Origin of the sequence: Cytobacillus sp. FSL R5-0377 (assembly GCF_038004385.1) — a bacterium.
Lineage (GTDB): Bacteria > Bacillota > Bacilli > Bacillales > Cytobacillaceae > Cytobacillus.
On the sequence record NZ_JBBORA010000001.1, the window covers coordinates 410718 to 431174 of the forward strand.

The window sequence follows — 20457 nt, forward strand, 5'->3', positions numbered from 1 at the left end:
AATCACAGTATAATAAGAATTGCGCGTGAATAATTTGAGAGGAGATATTCTATATGGTATATCCAGACATGAAAGAAACCATTAACTTATTAAAAGAAATCGTTTCTATTCCAAGTCCTTCCGGAAATACAAATGAAGTTATTACATATGTAGAAAAGTTTTTGAATGAGCTTAATGTTGAAACGAAACGTAACCGGAAAGGAGGCCTCATTGCCTCCCTCCCCGGAAAAGACGAAAAAAACCACAGGATGCTGACAGCTCACGTTGATACCCTTGGCGCGATTGTTAAGGAAATTAAGCCGAGCGGACGTCTGAAAATTGATTTAATTGGCGGATTTAAATATAACTCAATCGAAGGCGAGTATTGTGAAATTGAAACATCATCAGGCAAAAAATTCACAGGAACAATTCTGATGCATCAGACTTCAGTTCATGTCTATAAGGATGCCGGGAAAGCAGAAAGAAACCAGGAAAACATGGAAATCCGCCTCGATGAAAAAGTTAAGAGCGATGATGATGTCCGTGAGCTTGGAATCGGTGTCGGTGACTTTGTATCCTTTGATCCTCGTGTGCAGACCACACCGGCAGGTTTCATTAAATCAAGGCATCTTGACGACAAGGCAAGTGTCGCGATCCTTCTTCAGCTGATTAAACAGCTGAAAACCGAAAACATTGAGCTGCCTTACACAACCCATTTCCTAATCTCAAACAATGAGGAAATAGGCTATGGCGGCAATTCCAATATTACACCGGAAACGGTCGAATATCTGGCTGTTGATATGGGGGCAATGGGAGACGGGCAGTCGACAGATGAGTATACCGTTTCCATCTGTGTCAAGGATGCAAGCGGCCCTTACCACTATGAACTAAGAAAGCGTCTGGTTCAGCTTGCCAAGGATAATGGAATTGAGTACAAGCTTGATATATATCCTTTTTACGGATCTGATGCTTCGGCAGCCATCCGCGCAGGGCACGATATTGTCCATGGCTTAATCGGACCGGGGATTGATTCTTCCCATGCATTTGAACGTACACATGAGGACTCGATTGAGAATACGGCTAAGCTGCTGTATCACTATGTACAATCTGAAATGGTAATTTAAGAAAAGAGAAGAACCTTCACTCATTCATGGGTGGAGGTTCTTTTATCATCATTCAGCTTCAGGAGGCCTCTTCCCTCTTTGCAGCTCCCAGATGGAAAGTCCAAAGTCCAGTTGAAGATGAGGATAGTCCTTGAATTTAGCCCAATCCCCTCCCCATTCAAACCCAAGGTTTTTTGCGATTGCAACCACTTCCATCCAATCCGCTTTGCTGTTTCCGTTTCCGTCATACTGCATATCCCATATCACCTGGCCATCTACGGACATCAGTGCGAAATCAATCGCCAGACCAAAATTATGGTAGGACTCTCCCCCTTTTGCATGGGTAACAATATTCCCCTCAGCTGTACGTCCCTTTTCATAAAGGGCATTCTGTTCCTCTATACTTCTGAAATCCTGGGTAATGACAACATTGATTCCGTTAGCGGCAGCCTGAGCGATCAGCTCATCCTTCTTTTCAGCTACTGCAGGATGAAGAGCGGTTGGAGGGGGCCCATCCTTTAAATCAGGATCTGCAGAAAACTGAATATATTGATAGACTAAAAGCCATACAGTTGCTAAGACTAGAAAAAAGAAAAATAATCTTCCCAATTGTTTAAAAAACAATATTATATGTCCTTTCTATGGAGGTTCATTAAATAGACCTTGTTTATTTTATCAGGATTTTAAGAAAACTTCACTAATAATAGATTGTATTCGATTTATGGCCTGATAAATAAAAAAATACGCCAGAAGGTCTGGCGCATTCTCTTATTAATATTTTTTTATTTCATCCACTCCGGCTTACCGAAGCCTTCAAACTGTTCATCGATAACCTTTTCGAATTCATCAGATTCAACAGCTGCCTTTAAGTCCTTGGCTAGTTGTTTATCTGTATTTTTCGTGTCAATTACGACTCGATTTCGGTACTTATCTGGCATGTCCTCTAGTTGCAGTGCATCGAGCAAATCCATCTTTGCAGCGAGGGCATAGTTTCCTGGTACGGCTGATAAATCAACACTGTCCACTGCACGCGGCAGCTGGGCAGCTTCAATTGGCTTAAACTGCAGGTTCCTGACATTGTCTTCTACATCTTTTTCAGAAATAGTAAGCGGATCAGCTTCTGCATTTATTGTGATAAGTCCTGCATCCTCAAGGATTAAAAACGCGCGCGCCGCATTCGTTGGATCATTTGGTATGGCAATAGCTGAACCTTCTTTGATTTCCTCGAATGAAGCGAATTTTTTTGAATAAATGCCCATTGGGGCAGTTGGGACGGTAATCACTTCTGACAGCTCAATATTATGTTCTTTTGCAAAAGTCTCCATATAAATTTTATGCTGGAAAAGATTAGCATCCAGGTCTCCTTTTGAAAGGGCAAGGTTAGGCTGGATATAGTCACTAAATTCTACTACTTTTACTTTATAGCCTTTATCTTCAAGAATTGGCTTTATTGCTTTGCTGACCATGTCACTGTATGGACCCGAAGTAGCACCAATGCTGATATTTTTCTTATCACCGCTTGCCTCGGAAGATGAGTTCTCACTTCCGCACGCCGCAAGTACAGCAAATGTAAGCATAAGTATGAATGCAAATGTTATCTTTTTCATTTTATTTCCCCCTGATGATATTTTTATCTTTTATCAACTAATCTGGCGATCCGGTCCCCGGCAAATTGGAAAATCTGGACTAGACAAATTAGAATAATAACAGTTGTGAACATGACTGTATTGTCATAACGGTAATAACCAAAGCGTATCGCAAGGTCCCCGACTCCACCGCCGCCGACAATACCTGCCATTGCAGAGTATGCTACAAGACTGATGACCGTAATGGTAATTCCCTGAACAATCCCCGGCTTTGCCTCAGGTACGAGTACATCCTTTACAATCATCCACGGTGTAGCCCCGACTGCTACAGCAGCCTCAATGACACCTTTATCAATCTCTCTTAAAGACTGTTCTACAACCCTCGCAAAAAACGGAATGGCAGCAACTGAGAGTGAAACCGATGCAGCAGTCGGTCCAATGGTCGTTCCGGTAATCAAATTAGCTAATGGCAAAAGAGCAATTAGCAGAATAATGAACGGAATGGAACGGATCATATTGACAATGAAGCCGACAATGTTTTTAAAAACGGTATTTTCCAAAAATAGACCCTTATCAGTTACAAAAAGCAAAACACCTGTTGGCAGACCAACAATGATGGCTACTGCAATAGATATTCCAACCATATAAATGGTCTCTAAAAATGCTTTATTCAGTTCCGGCAGTATAGCTATTAAACTTTCAAGCTGCATCACGAACCACCTCCAAATTCCTTGTCCGGTCTGTAATATATTGAATGGCTCTTTCGACTTCAAGCACAGGACCTGTTATCGCCATAACAAAAATCCCGAGCGGTTTTTCCTGAATGTATTCGATTTTTCCATGAAGGATATTCCCCTTCACTTTAAATTGCTGAAACACCTCAGAAATAACAGACTCCTCTGCAATACTTCCCTGGAAGTACACCTTAATAATCTTGCCTTCACGTTCCTTTAAAAGCTTCTCAGGCAAGTCAAATTGAAGCACGCTATTAATGAACTTTTTGGTCAGCGCTTCTCTCGGGCTGGCGAACAAATTATAGACCTTACCTTCTTCAATTACTTTTCCATCCTGCATGACAGCCATTCTGTCACATATTTCTTTAACAACTTCCATTTCATGTGTAATTAGTACAATGGTCAGATTTAATTCTTTATTAATTTTTTTCAACAGAGACAAAATGGACTTGGTAGTGCTTGGATCAAGTGCTGATGTAGCCTCATCACACAAAAGAACTGATGGATTGTTTGCCAGTGCACGGGCAATGCCAACACGCTGTTTTTGCCCGCCGCTAAGCTGTGATGGGTAGACATCCCTCTTATCCGTTAATCCGACCATATCAAGCAATTCATGAACTCGTGCTTCTATTTCAGTCTTCGTTTTGTTTGCTGCTTTTAAAGCAAAAGCAATATTTTCGAATACGGTTTTCGAACTAACCAAATGAAAATGCTGAAAAATCATGCCAATTTTTAAACGCGCCTGGCGAAGCTCTTTCTTGCTTAAAGACGTTAAAGATAATCCATCAATAAGGATTTCTCCAGAAGTGGGCTTCTCCAATAAATTTAAACACCGCAGCAAAGAGCTTTTGCCTGCTCCACTGTATCCGACGATGCCAAAAATCTCCCCTTTTTCAATCTTAAGCGATACATGATCAACACCAGTTACTTTACCTTTCTTAGTTTCATAGACTTTTTCAAGTTCTTTAATTTCTATCATGCAGATCCCCCCAGTTTCATTGCCCCTTTTCAAACAAAAAACCTCTTTCCATTCGGGAAAGAGGCATCGTTATGTATCACGACTTATCTTTCAGAATGAAATCATTCTGCAGGAAGTGGCACCGTTCCATTATGGAGGTTGCCGGACGTCATAGGGCCTGATCCCTCAGTCACTCTTGATAAGTAAATTATTTAATTGATAGTAAAAATAATATATCAATAATAATAAATTGTCAATAAGTTTTTAATTTTCCAGCATTATAGGAAACACATTCGTTATGGTTTGAGAAATAAAAATGCTTTTTTATTATATCAATTGTTTGGACTTTTTCATTTTGGGTATTTAAGAAGTAAGCAATAACTTAGGAGGGTGCAAATATGAATAGAGAACAAACAAAAGGGAATGCTGACCAATTAAAAGGTGAATTTAAAAAACAATACGGCAAACTGACCAATAACGAATCTAAAGAAGCGGAAGGCAATATGGATAAGTTAAAAGGACAAACCGAGGAAAAATGGGGAGACGCAAAGGAAGCTCTTTCCAAGACTTTTAATGATCGAAGAGATTAAAAAAAAGTACTCAGTGCTTATTAAAGCGCTGAGTACTTTTTTATAACTAAAAAGTGGTTTTTGCCCCTAAGTAACGAGGCTTCCAATAAGAATTATTCATATCGCTTATTTCTACACCCCGTGAAGAACCGGCATGAATGAACTTATAATCGCCAAGATATATTCCAGCATGTGATGGACCTGATTGGTAAGTCTCAAAGAATACCAAATCTCCCACTTTTGGTGAGGCAACATGTTTTGTGGCACTCCAAATGGATGCAACTGTACGAGGAATAGAGATTCCTGCTTTCCCATATACATAGTTCAAATAGCCGCTGCAGTCAAATCCTGCAGGAGTGCTTCCTGCCCATTTATAAGGTGAACCGATGTATTTTTTTGCTTCAGAAATAAGTTCATTTACCTTGGATGTCGATTGAGCAGCTACCTGTGATTCTGCCGGCTTGCTTGCTGCAGCACCTGATACCTTTATCGTTTTGCCGGCATAAATGATGTCTGAAGTAAGATTATTCAAGGCTTTTAACTGTGAAACCGATAGGTTATGGCGAGATGCAATACCTGAAAGAGTATCTCCTCTTTGGATAGTATAAGATCCAGTGCTAGCAGGAAGAGAAGGTACAGCAGTGTTAGCCGAACCTTTCACTTTTAGCTTTTGTCCCGGATAAATCGTGTCACTGCTGATTCTGTTTAAACTCTTAAGGGTACTGACAGAAAGGCCGTGTGTTCTTGCAATTCCCCATAAAGTATCGCCTGATTTCACTGTGTAGCTGACTGTACTGCCAGAAGAACCGCCAGCTGCTGCGTCATGGCTGTGCGGTGCCAGCAGAGTCAGAGCTTGTCCTTTATAAATTATTGAGCCTGATAGATTATTCCATGTCTTTAACTCTTCAATTGAAAGATTATTAGAGCGAGAGATTCCCCATAAGGTGTCACCAGACTGAACTATATATTTATTTTCATGTGCACTTGCTTCTCCATTGAACGGTGTAATCAAAAAACCAGCTGTCGCAGCCATTGTAAGTAGTTGTTTCTTCAAGTTGTACACTCCTTAAATTTCTTTGACATCCTAATATTAGTAATATTTCTAGTAAAATCCTATCTGAAAATAATGGACAAATAAGAAAAAATATCAATTTTTTCATGTTATTTCCTTTATTGGTTAATTCGCAGTACATTTATCCTGCATTTAATTGGGTTAATTACCATAATTTCAGGAAGACATGGGTAGTTTATCACCATAATTCAAATTATTCTAATTAAACTTTTTTCTTCTGAACAAACTAAAAAGACCAGCATTCAGATGCTGATCCTTCTAAATAAGATATTTTAAATCCAAATTCTTTTATTTTCTGCTCTGCGTGTCATTCCTAAAGAATCAAGTTTTTCAAGGAAAGGGATCATATACTTTCTGGAAAGACCCAATATCTCTTTTGCATCCCCAACCTCAAATTCAGCAGCAGTGCTCTTTTTCAGTTCTTCCACTGCTTTTCTAAAATGAACACCATGCCAATAGTATTGAGCATCAAGCGGAACTGCGATTTCCTGGTCTTCCAAAAATCGTTTTAAGTCTCCTTTGAGATTCTCTGGGATTCCTGCAGAAGCATAATATTGATCGAAAGGCTTTACTGTATAGCCATCTTTTTTTAATTCAACAATTAGATTGTCAGTGCGTTTCTGCCAGCTTTTAGGTACATGGGGATAGAAATCCTTATACTGCAGAAACTGGCCTTTGCGTTTGAAAAGATTTTCTTTAATCCCTGAATTCAAAACAAATTCAACCAGTATTTTAGGGTATTTATTCTGCATTGCCTGAAGCAATTCTGCTTTATTAATCCCTTGCTTCATTGCATTTTCCTGGTGGAACTCATTCAGGCGGTCAGCTATCTCTTCCTCTATTGCCTCTTTAATGACTACTAAAGTGAATTCCTTGTTATTAATGTTCAGAAAGTCTTCTTCTTTTAAAATTTCTTTAACCGTCCATTCATCAAGCGAGGTTTTTGCTATAATTTGTGAAGGTGTTAGGACCATTTCTTCGGACATCGCCGCTTTTATACGATCTTTCGGTGTCCCTTCTTTTTTTCTGCTTAAATCTTCAATGGTTTTTTGGCCGAACCGGTATTTTTCCCCATTAGGATCGATAACCCAGCCACCGCCGATTGTCTCCTGGGGACTTGGCCGCCTTAAAATGAACCTGTCTCCCCTTTTGGCGACAACTTCCTCTTCTAAACGGAGCTGGCAGAGGATTTCTCCTTCAGAATTGGATAATTCATTTCGGTCAAAAAAGACAATTTTGCCCATGACCTCGGCTGTACCAATATGACATTTGATCGGCATTCTCTGTTTGACGATATGCTCTAAATCTCCCACCATTCTTACTGAAACATCAATAATTTTCGTAATGCTGAAATGCTCCGAGGATACGAGGACCTCGCCCCGTTCAATTTCCTCCTTTGACACACCCGAAAGGTTAATGGCCGCCCTTTGGCCTGCAAATGCCGCCTTTGCGGGCTGATGATGAACCTGCAGCTGGCGTGCCCTGGTCTCAATACCCTTTGGCATGATTTTCAGAAGCTGTCCTTCCTCTACTATACCTTCATAAACTGTGCCTCTTACTACAGTTCCCTGGCCTTTCACAGTAAATACCTGATCGATTGGAAGGCGGAATGGACCTTTTACATCCCGTGTGTCCTGTTCCTTCAAAGTATGGATAATTTGCTCCTTTAGCTTTTCAATACCTTTGCCTGTAAGGCTATCTGTTAAAATAAATGGAGCTTTTTCAAAAACTGTACCTTTCAGTTCCTCAAAGATTTCTTCCTTTACCAGGCCGGTGAACTCTTCATCCACACGATCAATTTTAGTTATGGCAACAATGCCATTGCGGATCCCCAGAAAATCAAGAATTTCAAGGTGTTCTCTTGTTTGCGGCATAACTCCTTCGTCAGCTGCCACAGCCAGGATGACTAAGTCAATACCTGCAACACCAGCAATCATTTGCCTGATAAAACGTTCATGACCGGGTACATCCACTACTGAAATTTGAATTTCCTCATCTTCATGTAAAGGGGCAAATCCCGGTTCTATGGATATTTGCCTCTCTTTTTCCTCTTTAAGCCTATCTGTATCCACATTTGTTAATGCTTTTGTCAATGTGGTTTTTCCATGGTCGATATGGCCTGCCATACCGACTGTAAAGAATCTTTTCTTCAAATCTGCCACCTGCTTCTTTTTGCATTCTATTTCAACTTTATCTTGAAAAAAAGAATCTTTCAATCATCTGGTTCTACAAGGACAGCATTGCACCTGCTGCTCCACAAAACTCCCCATTTTGATTAAAGACAGAATTCTTGCCGAGCATGGCGGTATACTTTTCTAAAAGGTCCTTTAACGGGGCATTATGCCGAAGTGTGCTTCCTATGTATATAATGCAGTCTATTTGGTGCTGATCTGCTGCCTGAGAGCTTAGAAGAACAATCGTTTCCGCAATCATCTTCGTTAAACTGGCTGCTTTGTCCTCCTTGCTTACTTGATCATCCTTAATTTTTCCGAAATTACTGGCAGTCAGGCTTCCTTCTATCGGTGCATCAAATGGTTCATAAATATCTTTGACCAACAGGTCTGCACTTTCCGCGTTCCCGCATTTAGCCAATGAAACGAGTTTGACAAAATCATTTTCACCAGTCAGCAATCTTCCAAGCCCCATAAAAGTGCCTCCGCCTATACCGCTTCCGGACAAGCGTGTAAAGTTACCATCCTTTTTCAGAAAAATCGAAGTTCCTGTGCCTATATTTATTAAGAGGGAACTTTTATGGGATAATCCATCCTGCTTCATTAAAAAGGATGTACCTATACCGCAAGACTCAAATTCAGGGACTATCAGGGCGTTTTGAAAAAACTCTTTTTTAAGGTATTCAGCCTTCCCGCCGGTCAATGCCATTGGCACATCAGCAGCAGTCATCTTCAGCCAATTCATAGAACTGTATAGTTCATCAACCGAATAGCTTTTGTAATGGATTTGACCATGTTCTTCAAATGCCATTTTCAGCAGGGAACCTCCAGCATCAATTCCTATTTTTACAGGTTTCATACGGGTTCCGCCTTTCCAGCTTTATTTTTGCCAATCATCTTGAATGGCAGCAATAATAATGAAAACAGGAATAATGCCGTTATCTCCAGTGTTATTATGTAATAAGGGTAGGGCCCTAAGTAATCTAATAATGTATTATTCTCCGGCTTTTGGGACAAAAACATATAGTTTCCTCCTGTTAACTTGTTTGCAAAAAATGCAGCTGATGCACAGAGATTCAGGAAGACAAAGGACTGGAACAATCCTATACCTGTTGGCTTAAATTGATGAACCAGCACAAAATAAAGGCAGGTCCAGATGATTAGATTATGGGTAATGAAAAATTGAAAATAGCGAAAATGAGGAAAGCCTAAAAACAGCTCAGGAGTCAGTATTGCCATGAAAGCTCCCGTGACGCCTAAATAATAGACAATCTGGAAGATGGCCTTAGATTTCGATGCTAATAATAACAAGCTAAGAACTAAACTTATGGAGCAAAGCTGAAGCGGCAGGGTGAAGGAAATATCCCATTCCCCTCCATGATAAAGCCAGGCATGGTAAAGAAGTTCCAATGTAAAAAGCATTAGAAACATAGACAGCCTTATGAGTTTATCAAGCCGGAATAATTCTTTTCTGAAGATGAATAATAGCGCGGATAAAGCTGTAAATAATACAAGCATGGATATATGAGGTGCGGATAATACCATAAAAGGGAAAGCTTTATAATCGTGAGAAAATACGCCGGACACACTACTCTCTCCCTTCTGGGCTGGAGACTGCTCTTTCGGCCATGAAAGGGGCAGTCTCCAATTAAATTACTTATTAAACCAAAGGGGATCATCATTTTCAGCTTCCCCGTTATAATTAATCAAAACCTCTTCACCTGCTTTAATATCTCTATAGGCGAAGAAATCAAACGTATGGTTGTCAAAGTTAATATCATAAACTGCATTTGGCTGGTAAGAATGGTTGAATAGCATCCCATAGCCTAATAAAAGGGCACTGTGATTTTTCCCGTATTCAAATGCATAGTCTGCCAGAGTCGTTTTTTCAATATGCTGATGCTCATCATTGGGATAAGGAAGAACCGGAGCCTCATGTATAAGTTCACCCTTCTTAATATCCCGAGTTGCAAAGACTCCTCTGTTATGTTCGCCATCACTTACTGCCGATGTTTTAATTTCAATCATTTCGTTACCTGCGCATTCCCGTCACTGACGTTTTTATTATTTTTCTGCGAGCCTAAACTCGCCAAATTCTAATTTCTTAGTGGTTTCAAGCTGAATAACTTCAGGTAAAACCAGCTGGATGCTTTTAGAGAATAGCGGTCCGTCATAAACAAATGTATGATACTCACCTGATTCCCCCATTGGACAAACAGGTTCAGCTTCAATTTTGCTTAAAAAGTCATGATCAAGTTCTTTGCCAAGCCACGAGTTGTCCAGAACATCTTCGCGGACACGTATGACTTTGGCTTTATAGCCTGATTCCGCAAATGCCCTTAAAGCCTTAAGACTATCTTTCTCTTCCATCCATAGAGGATATATCGCATCCAATCCTGCTTCTGCCGCTGTTTTTTCTCCCCATTCACGGTGTCCATCCAAGTAAAGATCTCCATATGCAATGCCTGTAATTCCATAAGTATCCTTTATTTTTCTTAAATCACTTACGAAACGTTCTGAGTAATTTTCAAAAGTACAATAAATAAACTCTGCAGGTATGGATAAGCATTTTGCCTGAAGTTGAATTAACTCCTGTTTTTCGCCATGCCCGAACGTCCTGCCAATTTCCTTCGGAACAGTTGTCAGAAGGCATGCAACTTCGTATCCCTGTTTTATAAGCACATCCAGAGCCATGCAGCTGTCTTTGCCTCCGCTCCATGATAAAACAACTTTCTTCCTCAACAGTCATCACCAACTTTAATAGTATGGGAAAAAGGACAGGAGGTCTATCCTTTCTCCTGAATTCTAATTTAAAAATTGAAATTGTGTATGGCTTCCTGTCTGGCTTGCTGTAACTTCCAGCCGGGCATCAATCCGTTCCTTCAGCTCGGGAACATGTGAGATGATGCCTACAAGCCTGCCGCTGCTTTGAATTTCGATCAGCGCTTCAATGGCCTGATCTAAAGATTCGGGATCAAGTGTACCAAATCCTTCATCTATGAACATCGTTTCAAGCGAAACTCCTCCTGCATATTGCTGAACGACATCAGCAAGTCCAAGTGCAAGTGCAAGCGCGGCTTTAAAGCTCTCTCCACCAGATAAAGTCTTAACATGCCGTTCCTGTCCAGTGTATTGATCGAAAACAAGCAGTTCCAGGCCGCTTTGTGTGTTGCCCTTTGACCGGTCTGTTTTTCGAAGCAGCATATACCTCCCGCTGGTCATCCTTGTTAAACGTCCATTAGCTTCCCTCAGTATATCATCTAAAAATGCCGCAAGTACAAAACGTTCAAAAGTAATTCGGTATGTGTTCTGGCCTTTTGAAATTTCATATAAGTGCCCGATAACTTTATACCTTTCCTCAAGGGATTTCATATTTTCATTAATTTCTATAATTTTACTTAAAGTCTCTTCATTTTGCTTCTTCTTCATAAACAGATTCGTATATTGATCCTGCAGCAGCTTCAATTGATTATCTATTTCTTGTAATGTTACCTGAAGGCTTTCCAGATCAGGTTTTTCTATCCCCTCTAGGAGCTGCAGCAGTTCAGCATATCGGTCATTGACAGAACGGACTTCTTCCCGGTACTCCCTTACTTCCCCTTCAATCTGTCTGATTTGAGATTCTGATTTTTTGGCATCCCGATATTCTCCGTACACTTCAAAGCCCTGGTCCTTCATACGCTGAACAAAATTACGCCTTTCAGCTGCAAGCTTTTCCTCTTTCTCAACGGCCATCTTTTGAAGAGTCTCAAGCTTTGCCTGCTCTGCCATATAGGACGATTTTGTATCCTGATATTCTGCCTGCGCAGTTTCCAGCTGTCTCTGCAGGTTTTCAAACTTTTCAGCAGCTGTTCTTAAACTTGACTGGTAGGCTTCAATGGAGTGCAAACCCTCAGGAATAGCAGCCGTCATTCTGGCCAAGTTGCTTTTCTTTTCGGCATGTAAAATGGCCGTGTCATTTATTTGAACTTGCAGACTGTCTATTTCTGATGCAACTGTTTCTTTATGCTGCTGCGTTTTTACTAACTCAGCATTACAGTTTTCCAATCTTAACGATTTCTTCTTTAATTCAGCCTGTAAAGCCAAAAATTCTTTTCTTTGATCGGAAAGAGAATTATTAAGTATCATCAAACTTTCTGGTTCAAAATCTGGACGCTGTTTTAGTATTTGAGCCGTAAGTTCCGCCAATCCACTTTCGCTTGCATTCATTCGGGATCTCGCTTCATAAAATTCCGACTCTGCTTTCGCTTTCTCTCTTTCCATTTCAGCTGCCTGTTTTTTTGCCGCCTTCAGATCTTTTTCATCAGGAGTATCATGAGGAGAGACAGCCGGATTTGGATGGTCGCATGAGCCGCAGACCGGACATGCCCCTCCGTTTTGGAGCCTGTCAGCCAATATGGACGCCTGTCCATGGAGCCATTTGCCTTCAAGCTCCTCTACAAGCAGTTTTGCATCTGTCAGCCTGGATGAAGTCTGCTCAAAATAACGTTTTTTGCTTTTATAATCATTCATGGATAAATAATGCTCTTTTTGCAGTTCTTCATATCTTTGCAGTTTTTCTATTTCATCAGTCAATTTCTCGAGTTTTCTTTCATTCTCAACCAGTTCAAGCTTGCTCTTTTCAATGTCCTGCTTTTCTTCGGTCAGTTTCTTTATCTTCTGATCAGCTTTTTGATGCGCTTCATCTTGCTGTCTTTTATGAAGCAGCAGTTTTTCCAAATTCCCTTCGAGAGATAGCACCTGCTTCTCCACTTCGGCAAAGGAGAAGATATCCTCTCGCAGATTTTGCAGGTGATTAACATGTTCTGCAGCCTTTTTTCTTTCTTCCTCGCGATTCTTCTCGGATTCCCATTTATCTTGTTTTTCTTTTAGAAGAGCTGCAAGATTGCCGATATTTTTCTGAAGGACATTTAGATTAGCATTTGCCGCATCCAACTCCTTCTTCAGATCATGGCAGTGCTGCTCCTGCTGATTAAGCAGGGCTGCTTTCTGGGCAAGAGCAATTGCATTCTCTTTAACAGAGTACTGATCCTTCAACCCCTCTAGCTCTTCTTTCCTTTGCTTCAAGTCTTCTTTAGCCTTTAGCTGTTTTAGCAGCATTTCTGCTTCATAGAGCTTTTGCTGAAGTTGATCTCTATGTTGTTTCTTTTTCTTCCCGGCTTCTGTCAATTCCTTAAGTCCTTCTTCCATTTCCTTAATTTCGTTTGCCAGAAGCGGCATGAGCAGTGTGTCATTGACACTTCCTGCTTCAAGGTATGATTTTAGCTCCCCGTTGTATACAGCCTGCACGTGATTAAAATACTGATCTCTCAATTTAATCTGTTCTTCAACCGTTCTTTTTAATTCAGTCGCATCCTCTTTTAATTTTTCTTCGATACGCTTGTATATTTGTGTATGAAATAGCCGCTGGAGAATAACCTCTTTATCTTTGCTCTCGGAAGTAAGAAGCTTCCTGAACTCACCCTGAGGGATCATTAGAATCTGCCTGAACTGATTGCTGTCTATTATCATGATTTCTTTTATCTTTTCATCAGCATCCCTGACATTTGAGGCAAGAAGCTTCTTCTCTCCATTTTCGCTGTACATGTAGAGCTCTGCTTTTGCACTCACTGTCGTCGTGCCTTCGCCGCGCTCTTTTTTCTTTTCCTGCTGAGGGGATCTTATAATGTAATACCTTTTATTTCTTAATATGAATTCGAGAGAAACCTCGGTTAGGGTATTATTTTTGGCAAACTGGCTGCGAAGTTCAGGACCATTCCGATCCTCCCCGCTTGCCTTTCCATAAATGGCATAGCTTATGCCGTCAAAAATCGTCGTTTTACCAGAACCTGTCTTCCCGGAGATGACAAACATTGTCCGGTTTCCCAGTTCGGTAAAATCTACGCTTTCACTGTCTGCATAGGGGCCGAATGCCTGCATCGTTAGTTTTAATGGCTTCACTTTAGGGCCTCCTCCCTTAGCACTTTTTGAATCACATCGCTCATTACCTGCTGTTTTTCATTAGTAAATTCTGATGTGGTCATTTGTTCATAAAATTGTTTAAACAATTCCAGCTCTGATTTTTTTTCTTCCTTCATTGATAGGAAGGAGCCTTTTTTCTTCATATCTGTAACGGCTATCCTTCTTTCAAGGTGAAGAACATTCGGGTAGACCTGTCTCAGTTTATTAATAGGGTCAAGCAATGCGCCTTCATCAAAAAGAGTGATTTTCAGATAGTCATCAAGATTCTGTTTTTCATAGAAAGCTGGATCCATCAGTTCATCTAAATGTCCTTCGATCTCTCTCAAGTCTTTTTCAGGCTTTAGAGAACGGGTACGCAAATCAAATTCTCCATTTTCCTTCATTTCGATAATAGAAATCGATTTTTCCTGTTTGGCTTCTGAAAAAGAATATTTTAATAGGGAACCAGAATACCGGATCTTTTCATGTTTTATGGCATCAGGACTATGCAAATGCCCGAGTGCTGTATAGGAGAAAGGATCAAAGCAGCTTGAATGGACACAGCCTGATCCGCCGACTGAAAGAGTCCTCTCCGAATCTGTGGTGGCCCCACCCAAAACAAAAGCATGCCCAACAAAAACATTAGGCTCATTTGGATTCAGGTATTCTTCAATTTTGCCTACAATCGCCTTCATTGCATCATCATGGGAGTGCACCCGATCATCATCAAGCAAATGCCTGACCATTCCAGGCTCAGCATAAGGAACCAGATAGAAGTTCACACCATTGATATGTATCGGTTTAAAATCATTTATCAGCTTTCCAGAAAGATAGAATTGACTTTGTTTATACCAGGAGGTTCCAAAAGAAAGTCTTTCGGCACTGTCATGGTTTCCGCCTATTGCTACCACTGGAGTATTGAGCTCTACATTTATTTTAAAAAGAATTTCATTCAGCAATTCTACAGCATCTGTCGGAGGTACAGAGCGGTCATATAAGTCCCCTGCAATGACAACTGCATCCGGCTTTTCTTCCGCTACCAAATCAACAAATTGATTTAGAAAATGACGCTGATCATTGGTCATATAAATTCCATGGACCAGTTTGCCCAGGTGCCAATCAGCAGTATGGATAAATTTCATTTCGAACACCCTCTTTTCCTTGCCTGAGATTCATTCTGTAATATTCCTATTATACCAAAACAGAAAATAGCAATAGCTAAGTAAAATTTAACAGAACATTCGTTCTTATTATATCAGAAATTTTTTCCAATACATAGCACTCTCAGAATAGAAAAAGAGCCCTTACCAGGCTCTTTTACTAATTAATCTTCAACTTCGGAAAGTTAATTAAAATGGCAATTACACCGCAAATTCCAATTAATACTGGATAAATGGAATATGCCATGATGCTTACCGGCGAAATGGCAGCAAGTCCGGAAGCAGCGAGCATCTGTGCACCGTATGGGATAGTCCCTTGTACAAAACAGGCAAAAATATCAAGGATGCTTGCTGATTTACGCGGGTCAATCTCATATTGATCTGCAATTCTTTTGGCAAGCGGCCCGGCAATAATGATGGCAATTGTATTATTGGCTGTCGATAAATTTGTAAGAGAGACAAGTGACGCAATCCCAAATTCTGCACCCCTGCGGGATTTTATCTTGCTTGTAGCCATATGAAGCAAGTAATCGATACCTCCATTAACCCGGATGATCTCCACCAATCCGCCAATGAGGATGGCAATAATCGCAAGGGTCTGCATGCCGGCCATTCCCTCAGCAATCATTTTCAGGAATGAAACAAACGTATAGCTGCCGTCAGCAATTCCGATCACCCCAGCAAGAAGGATGCCTCCGCTAAGCACAAGTATGACATTCAGACCAAGCAAAGCTGCTGCCAATACGCCAATATAAGGAACTACTTTTATAATGCTGTAAGTACCGCTCGTTACAGCGCTCTCCTGGCCTGCGGTTAAAATCCCAAGTATTAACGCAGTAAGCAGTGCAGCTGGCAGAACGATTAGGAAATTTACACGGAATTTATCAGTCATTTTCGTTCCTTGTGTTCTGACAGCTGCAATGGTTGTATCAGAAATAACTGAGAGATTATCCCCGAACATGGCACCGCCAATAATCGCTGCCATGGCCAATGCTACAGAAATATCTGTCTCCGCTGAAAGGGCTATACCAATTGGAGCAAGAGCTACTACTGTCCCCATGGATGTTCCCATTGATAATGAAATAAAGCATGCAATAATAAAAATTCCGACCATAAGCAGATTCTGCGGGATAAAAGAGAGTGCAAGGTTTACTGTCGAATCAACTGCCCCCATTCCCTTAGCCGTACCAGAAAAGGCCCCTGCAAGGATAAAAATGATGGCCATTAAGATAATATCAGGATGGCCGGCCCCTTTCGTGAATATCTCTACTTTTTCCATGAATGGCTTTTTTCTGTTCATTGCCAGTGCTATTCCGGCTGTAGCGGATACAATGACAATGATTGGAATGCTATTGAAATCTCCTGTTGCTATGCCGCTTCCAATAAAAATTAGAAGGAAAGCCAAAAGCGGCAATAATGCCCAGGGATTGCCTTTGTTTTTCATTAAAAATCTCCTCTCTGAATAGATTTTCCAGCAAAATAAAAAGACCTCTTCAAGCAAGAAGAGATCCTAACAAATCAATCGTTCTCTTCTTATCTGCCAAGCATCTATGCTTGCTGGATTTGGCACAGCGCTCTATAGAGCCCGCTGCCGAGACATCTTCGGGCCAGTCCCTCAGTCTCTCTTGATAAGCGATTCATATGAAATTATTCTGAAATAACTCACGTTTGAACATTATACAGGAAACTCGCGAAACTTCAAGCACTTTTTTATTGTGAATTATGAGTCTGAATAATACTTTAAAGGGGAATAATGGGGATTGAAAGTAAAAGAAGCCGCAATGCGGCAATAAACTAGTGAAGATCTTTGGAATTTGGCGGGGTATGCCCCTTTTCCAGCTCCTGAAAAATATCATCTGATGCTTGAGGTGCAGGCTGAACGGGCGACTGCAAAATCACTTCTCCCATAAGCCTTTTAAACTCTCCAACAGTTAAAGGCTTCGCATCATTCATTAACTCATACCCAAGCTGTCCATTCGGTTCAAGAGTAGCCATTTTGACATCTGAAATTTTTGTGATTCCGCTGGTTCTGAGCCTCATTTCCAGCTGATCAGCTGTAAAGCGCAATTTTCTCATATTTGCTGTTTTAAGTTCCCCATTCTCAATCACAATTTTAGATTTACCTGTAATAAATTTTTCAACAAAGTTAAATCTCACCTGCAAGTATTCCATCAAAATTAATGATCCAACAAAAATACCTGCAGCCACGATGGTTTTCCATACACTTGTCTCGATAATTGGCTGAATGATGATAGAACCAATGGAAATCATAACTACCGTTTGTGCCAGTGTCATTTGTGAAATAGATTTCCTGCCGGCAACTCGTAATAGCAAAACACCAGCGAAAACCAGAATCACTGATTGCCAGGCAAAATTCATCTGGGATCACCTTCCTTTTTCTAATAGGGTGCGGATTTGATGGAGGAATATTCAATATGGCAAAAAATAAAACAGCCTGACCGTATGGCCAGGCTGTTTTTGTATGGGTGTGTCGATTATAGTTTAGTTACGTTAGCTGCTTGCGGTCCGCGTGCACCTTCAACAACTTCGAAAGAAACTTCTTGGCCTTCTTCTAAAGATTTGAAACCTTCAGATTGGATAGCAGAGTAATGTACAAATACGTCGTTTCCGTCTTCACCTTCGATGAATCCGAAACCTTTTTCAGCATTGAACCATTTTACTTTACCGTTTTTCATGAAAAAAATCCTCCTATTGGCTAGAAAAAGCCATGTGTAAATTCACCATATACACGATTGTTACTTTACGTTCATTACTCATCCAGACCATTCCCTAACGGTTGAAAAAGCAGCTAGCAAAAAATAACACGATGCATTACGGCTGATTCAAATTTAGCACTTATAGGAATGAAAGTCAACTATTCTGCGAGTCTCCAATAGGTTTTATCAAACTATTCCGTCTTTTTTAAAATTAATGTTTCCGAGTCTATTCACGCATTACCTTCTATTTTATAGACCAGCAAACAAGCAACTGATAAGAGACTTTCATAAGCTATATTAAAAATGATCGGGAGGTGAGTTTTTGAACTTACTTGATTTTTTAAACGAGAATTACTATATGATGGTTCCGGCTTTGTGGGTGATTGGGTATGCCTTGAAACAGACACCTAATGTTCCTGATTGGTCTATCATATGGATTCTTGTGATTATTTCCGTATTCTCAGGCAGCATGGCATTTGGTCTTTCTTTAGAGGGGGTTGTTAATGGAATTGTTGCAGCAGGTGTCGCAGTTCTCGGACATCAAATGATAAAACAGACATTAAAAGGTGCATACAGCACCAAAAAGAAATAGCTAAATAAAAAGTTCATGCCTCTTATGGCAGAACTTTTTGGGTACCCTATCATTTTAAGACTGCCAGGATTTTTTCAATGTTCTCTTCAGTCATTTCCTGTGCTTTTGCAAAGCTGTACACATGATTCGATGCCCAGTAATCATAAAGCCTGGCAAGGTCATTTCGGTCATATACTTTATTGCCAAATGCGCTGAAAAAATAAACTATCAGGACATTTACGACATTATACGGCAGCTGTTTTCTGTTTGCGAGTGTAGCCAATGCGATTTTTTCAAGTCCTCTTATTTTTCCTCCTGTTAAATGTTCAACCATTTCATGCGGGGAAGCAGTTTCACACATTTTCACAATTTCAGGGTCATTCAATAAGTTTATCATAGGTCTCTCCCCTCTATTATTTCTATTTATACACCTTTGGAGGAGATCAATGAACCCTTTTGGGTATTTTGCATCAAAAATGATATAAATAGCTTTAATTTGTTAAGTAAATGTCACTTGCTTTTGTTAACTTCGAATGAACCCTCCCTCCGAATGAATCACCTGACCTGTTATCCACTTTGATTCATCACTTGCCAGAAATGCTGCCAGGTTTGCCGCGTCCTCCGGCTGACCTATTCTTCCTGCCGGAAACTTAGGCAAAAGATGGTTTCTAATGTCTTCATTCATCCATGTAGTGTCCGTAGGGCCGGGGTTGATTGCATTGACAGTTATGCCTAAATGAGCAATTTCTGTTGACAAAGATCTGGTAAATGCAGTAATGGCTGCTTTAGTAGAGGCATATGCTAATTCTCCCGGCATCACTCCCAAATCTTGGCCGGAGGTCATATTAATGATTCGTCCGTAAGGTAAATTCCATTCTGGAAACCTTTTAGCGAATTCTGTACACAGAATAAATACAGCTCTCATATTAACTGCATAGTGTGCGTCCAAAATATTTGAATCAAAATTAAGATAGCCATCACTTGTCGAATGAGCTGCATTATTTACAAGTATCATTGGTTCTCCAACTTCCATTACTGCTAATTCCAGCACCTTTTCTGCGGATTGAACATTAGATAAGTCAATTTCGAGTCCTTTGCATGCTACACCGGATTCTGATATTTTCTTGCTGAATTCTGTTTCCCAATGGGGGACAGCATCAAAATAAGTAAAACATATATTAAAGTTCTGCCTGGCTAATTTTCGGCAAATAGCAGCACCGATTCCATTTGGGCTGCTGACACCTGTAACTATTGCGGTTTTAGTCTGCTGGTTGATCATTCAGCTTTCCCTCCATTTAGGGCTTACCGTGACCGGCTTTTAGTTTAGATTCAAATAAAAAGGCAGATACACAACAAGGTATCTGCGAATTATAGGTTTGAAAAACCATAGTAGGCAATTCTAGTTATAACCATTTTTTTAAAATTAGCATCTCCTCAACATAGAGGGCGATGTTCTTTTTTTAAATGATTACAAGTTATGCTACATGTCAGATTTCAATTCCCCGTCGTATATCACCTAGTTTGAGCATATCTTCAAAACCATTAAAAAGCAACTTAATTTTTCTGACACTTTTAAGTTTCCTTCATTTCTCATTTTATAGGGGAATGATCAGTTTACTTTGTTTAAAGTGAACTTTCTAGTCTTCAAAATCCGGAAAAATCGAAAATGGTTCTTAACGGTAATAGGGAAAGAGTAAAAACTTATAATTTGAATTTCGAGACCGCTACCCGTAATTCTTCTGCATGTTTCGCCAGTGAGCCCGCTGATGATGAAACTTCTTCCATGGTTGCGAGCTGCTCTTCTGTTGCGGCAGAAGATTCCTGGGAAGCTGCTGCGTTTTTTTCTGAAATGTCCTGCACATTTGACATGACTTCAATAACCTGAGTGGTCAAGGCT

The 20457-nt window shown here is 40.4% G+C and carries 21 protein-coding genes and 2 riboswitches; of the genes, 3 read left to right on the forward strand and 18 right to left on the reverse strand.

Annotation, left to right across the window (positions count from 1 at the left end):
- The first annotated feature begins 53 nt into the window (after positions 1–53).
- Positions 54–1103 (forward strand): M42 family metallopeptidase, encoded by a 1050-nt coding sequence (locus NSQ49_RS02075; RefSeq protein ID WP_159869291.1) that lies wholly within the window; start codon positions 54–56, stop codon positions 1101–1103.
- Between the two features lie 48 nt (positions 1104–1151).
- Here the strand turns inward: NSQ49_RS02075 and NSQ49_RS02080 are convergent, their stop codons facing one another.
- The 4 genes from NSQ49_RS02080 to NSQ49_RS02095 all read right to left on the reverse strand — a co-directional run bounded on the left by NSQ49_RS02080 (position 1152) and on the right by NSQ49_RS02095 (position 4381).
- On the reverse strand, positions 1152–1706 hold the full coding sequence (locus NSQ49_RS02080; RefSeq protein ID WP_159869288.1) for a M15 family metallopeptidase: 555 nt from the start codon (positions 1704–1706) through the stop codon (positions 1152–1154).
- A gap of 158 nt (positions 1707–1864) precedes the next feature.
- Positions 1865–2689: a MetQ/NlpA family ABC transporter substrate-binding protein gene (locus NSQ49_RS02085; RefSeq protein ID WP_251283758.1), complete on the reverse strand. Its 825-nt coding sequence runs from the start codon at positions 2687–2689 to the stop codon at positions 1865–1867.
- 23 nt (positions 2690–2712) lie between these two features.
- Positions 2713–3378 (reverse strand): methionine ABC transporter permease, encoded by a 666-nt coding sequence (locus NSQ49_RS02090; protein ID WP_159869441.1) that lies wholly within the window; start codon positions 3376–3378, stop codon positions 2713–2715.
- The gene (locus NSQ49_RS02095; RefSeq protein ID WP_251283757.1) at positions 3368–4381 is read right to left on the reverse strand and encodes a methionine ABC transporter ATP-binding protein; all 1014 of its coding nucleotides are present in this window, start codon (positions 4379–4381) and stop codon (positions 3368–3370) included. Before NSQ49_RS02095 ends, NSQ49_RS02090 begins: the two co-directional genes overlap by 11 nt.
- Positions 4382–4461: 80 nt before the next feature.
- A riboswitch (SAM riboswitch) is annotated at positions 4462–4566 on the reverse strand.
- A gap of 192 nt (positions 4567–4758) precedes the next feature.
- Here NSQ49_RS02095 and NSQ49_RS02100 point away from each other — a divergent pair.
- Positions 4759–4950 (forward strand): CsbD family protein, encoded by a 192-nt coding sequence (locus NSQ49_RS02100; RefSeq protein WP_251283756.1) that lies wholly within the window; start codon positions 4759–4761, stop codon positions 4948–4950.
- Between the two features lie 46 nt (positions 4951–4996).
- Here the strand turns inward: NSQ49_RS02100 and NSQ49_RS02105 are convergent, their stop codons facing one another.
- The 11 genes from NSQ49_RS02105 to NSQ49_RS02155 form a co-directional block, all read right to left on the reverse strand.
- Positions 4997–5983 carry a C40 family peptidase gene (locus tag NSQ49_RS02105; protein ID WP_285869705.1) on the reverse strand — a complete coding sequence of 329 codons (987 nt, stop codon included), beginning with the start codon at positions 5981–5983 and terminating at the stop codon, positions 4997–4999.
- A 290-nt stretch (positions 5984–6273) separates the two neighbouring features.
- Positions 6274–8163 (reverse strand): selenocysteine-specific translation elongation factor, encoded by a 1890-nt coding sequence (selB, locus tag NSQ49_RS02110; RefSeq protein ID WP_311315915.1) that lies wholly within the window; start codon positions 8161–8163, stop codon positions 6274–6276.
- A gap of 64 nt (positions 8164–8227) precedes the next feature.
- Entirely contained in the window at positions 8228–9031 is an 804-nt protein-coding gene (gene coaW, locus NSQ49_RS02115; RefSeq protein WP_251283754.1) for a type II pantothenate kinase, read from the reverse strand.
- Complete coding sequence (locus NSQ49_RS02120; protein ID WP_251283753.1) at positions 9028–9759, reverse strand: YwaF family protein; 732 nt, start codon at positions 9757–9759, stop codon at positions 9028–9030. Before NSQ49_RS02120 ends, coaW begins: the two co-directional genes overlap by 4 nt.
- 66 nt (positions 9760–9825) lie before the next feature.
- Entirely contained in the window at positions 9826–10200 is a 375-nt protein-coding gene (locus NSQ49_RS02125; protein ID WP_159869271.1) for an SET domain-containing protein, read from the reverse strand.
- 36 nt (positions 10201–10236) lie between these two features.
- Positions 10237–10914, reverse strand: a complete 678-nt coding sequence (locus NSQ49_RS02130) for a Dph6-related ATP pyrophosphatase (protein ID WP_251283752.1) — start codon at positions 10912–10914, stop codon at positions 10237–10239.
- A gap of 63 nt (positions 10915–10977) precedes the next feature.
- Positions 10978–14112: an SMC family ATPase gene (locus tag NSQ49_RS02135; RefSeq protein ID WP_251283751.1), complete on the reverse strand. Its 3135-nt coding sequence runs from the start codon at positions 14110–14112 to the stop codon at positions 10978–10980.
- Positions 14109–15254, reverse strand: coding sequence for an exonuclease SbcCD subunit D (locus tag NSQ49_RS02140; RefSeq protein WP_159869266.1), 1146 nt, complete (start codon positions 15252–15254; stop codon positions 14109–14111). The genes NSQ49_RS02135 and NSQ49_RS02140 overlap by 4 nt, the downstream gene beginning before the upstream one ends.
- A 178-nt stretch (positions 15255–15432) precedes the next feature.
- Positions 15433–16716, reverse strand: coding sequence for a Na+/H+ antiporter NhaC family protein (locus NSQ49_RS02145; protein WP_159869254.1), 1284 nt, complete (start codon positions 16714–16716; stop codon positions 15433–15435).
- An 86-nt stretch (positions 16717–16802) separates the two neighbouring features.
- A riboswitch (SAM riboswitch) is annotated at positions 16803–16907 on the reverse strand.
- Between the two features lie 159 nt (positions 16908–17066).
- Complete coding sequence (locus NSQ49_RS02150) at positions 17067–17651, reverse strand: DUF421 domain-containing protein (protein ID WP_159869251.1); 585 nt, start codon at positions 17649–17651, stop codon at positions 17067–17069.
- Between the two features lie 116 nt (positions 17652–17767).
- Positions 17768–17968, reverse strand: a complete 201-nt coding sequence (locus NSQ49_RS02155; RefSeq protein WP_009334826.1) for a cold-shock protein — start codon at positions 17966–17968, stop codon at positions 17768–17770.
- A gap of 343 nt (positions 17969–18311) precedes the next feature.
- Here NSQ49_RS02155 and NSQ49_RS02160 point away from each other — a divergent pair, with 343 nt between their 5' ends.
- The gene (locus NSQ49_RS02160) at positions 18312–18581 is read left to right on the forward strand and encodes a phage holin family protein (protein WP_159869248.1); all 270 of its coding nucleotides are present in this window, start codon (positions 18312–18314) and stop codon (positions 18579–18581) included.
- 49 nt (positions 18582–18630) lie between these two features.
- On the opposite strand, the gene NSQ49_RS02165 is transcribed toward NSQ49_RS02160, so the two are convergent.
- The 3 genes from NSQ49_RS02165 to NSQ49_RS02175 form a co-directional block, all read right to left on the reverse strand.
- Positions 18631–18957 (reverse strand): hypothetical protein, encoded by a 327-nt coding sequence (locus NSQ49_RS02165; RefSeq protein ID WP_251283750.1) that lies wholly within the window; start codon positions 18955–18957, stop codon positions 18631–18633.
- A 126-nt stretch (positions 18958–19083) separates the two neighbouring features.
- A complete protein-coding gene (locus NSQ49_RS02170) occupies positions 19084–19839 on the reverse strand; it encodes an SDR family oxidoreductase (protein ID WP_159869245.1) in 756 nt (251 codons plus the stop codon).
- Between the two features lie 422 nt (positions 19840–20261).
- Positions 20262–20429 (reverse strand): hypothetical protein, encoded by a 168-nt coding sequence (locus NSQ49_RS02175; RefSeq protein ID WP_341070301.1) that lies wholly within the window; start codon positions 20427–20429, stop codon positions 20262–20264.
- Positions 20430–20457: the final 28 nt, after the last annotated feature.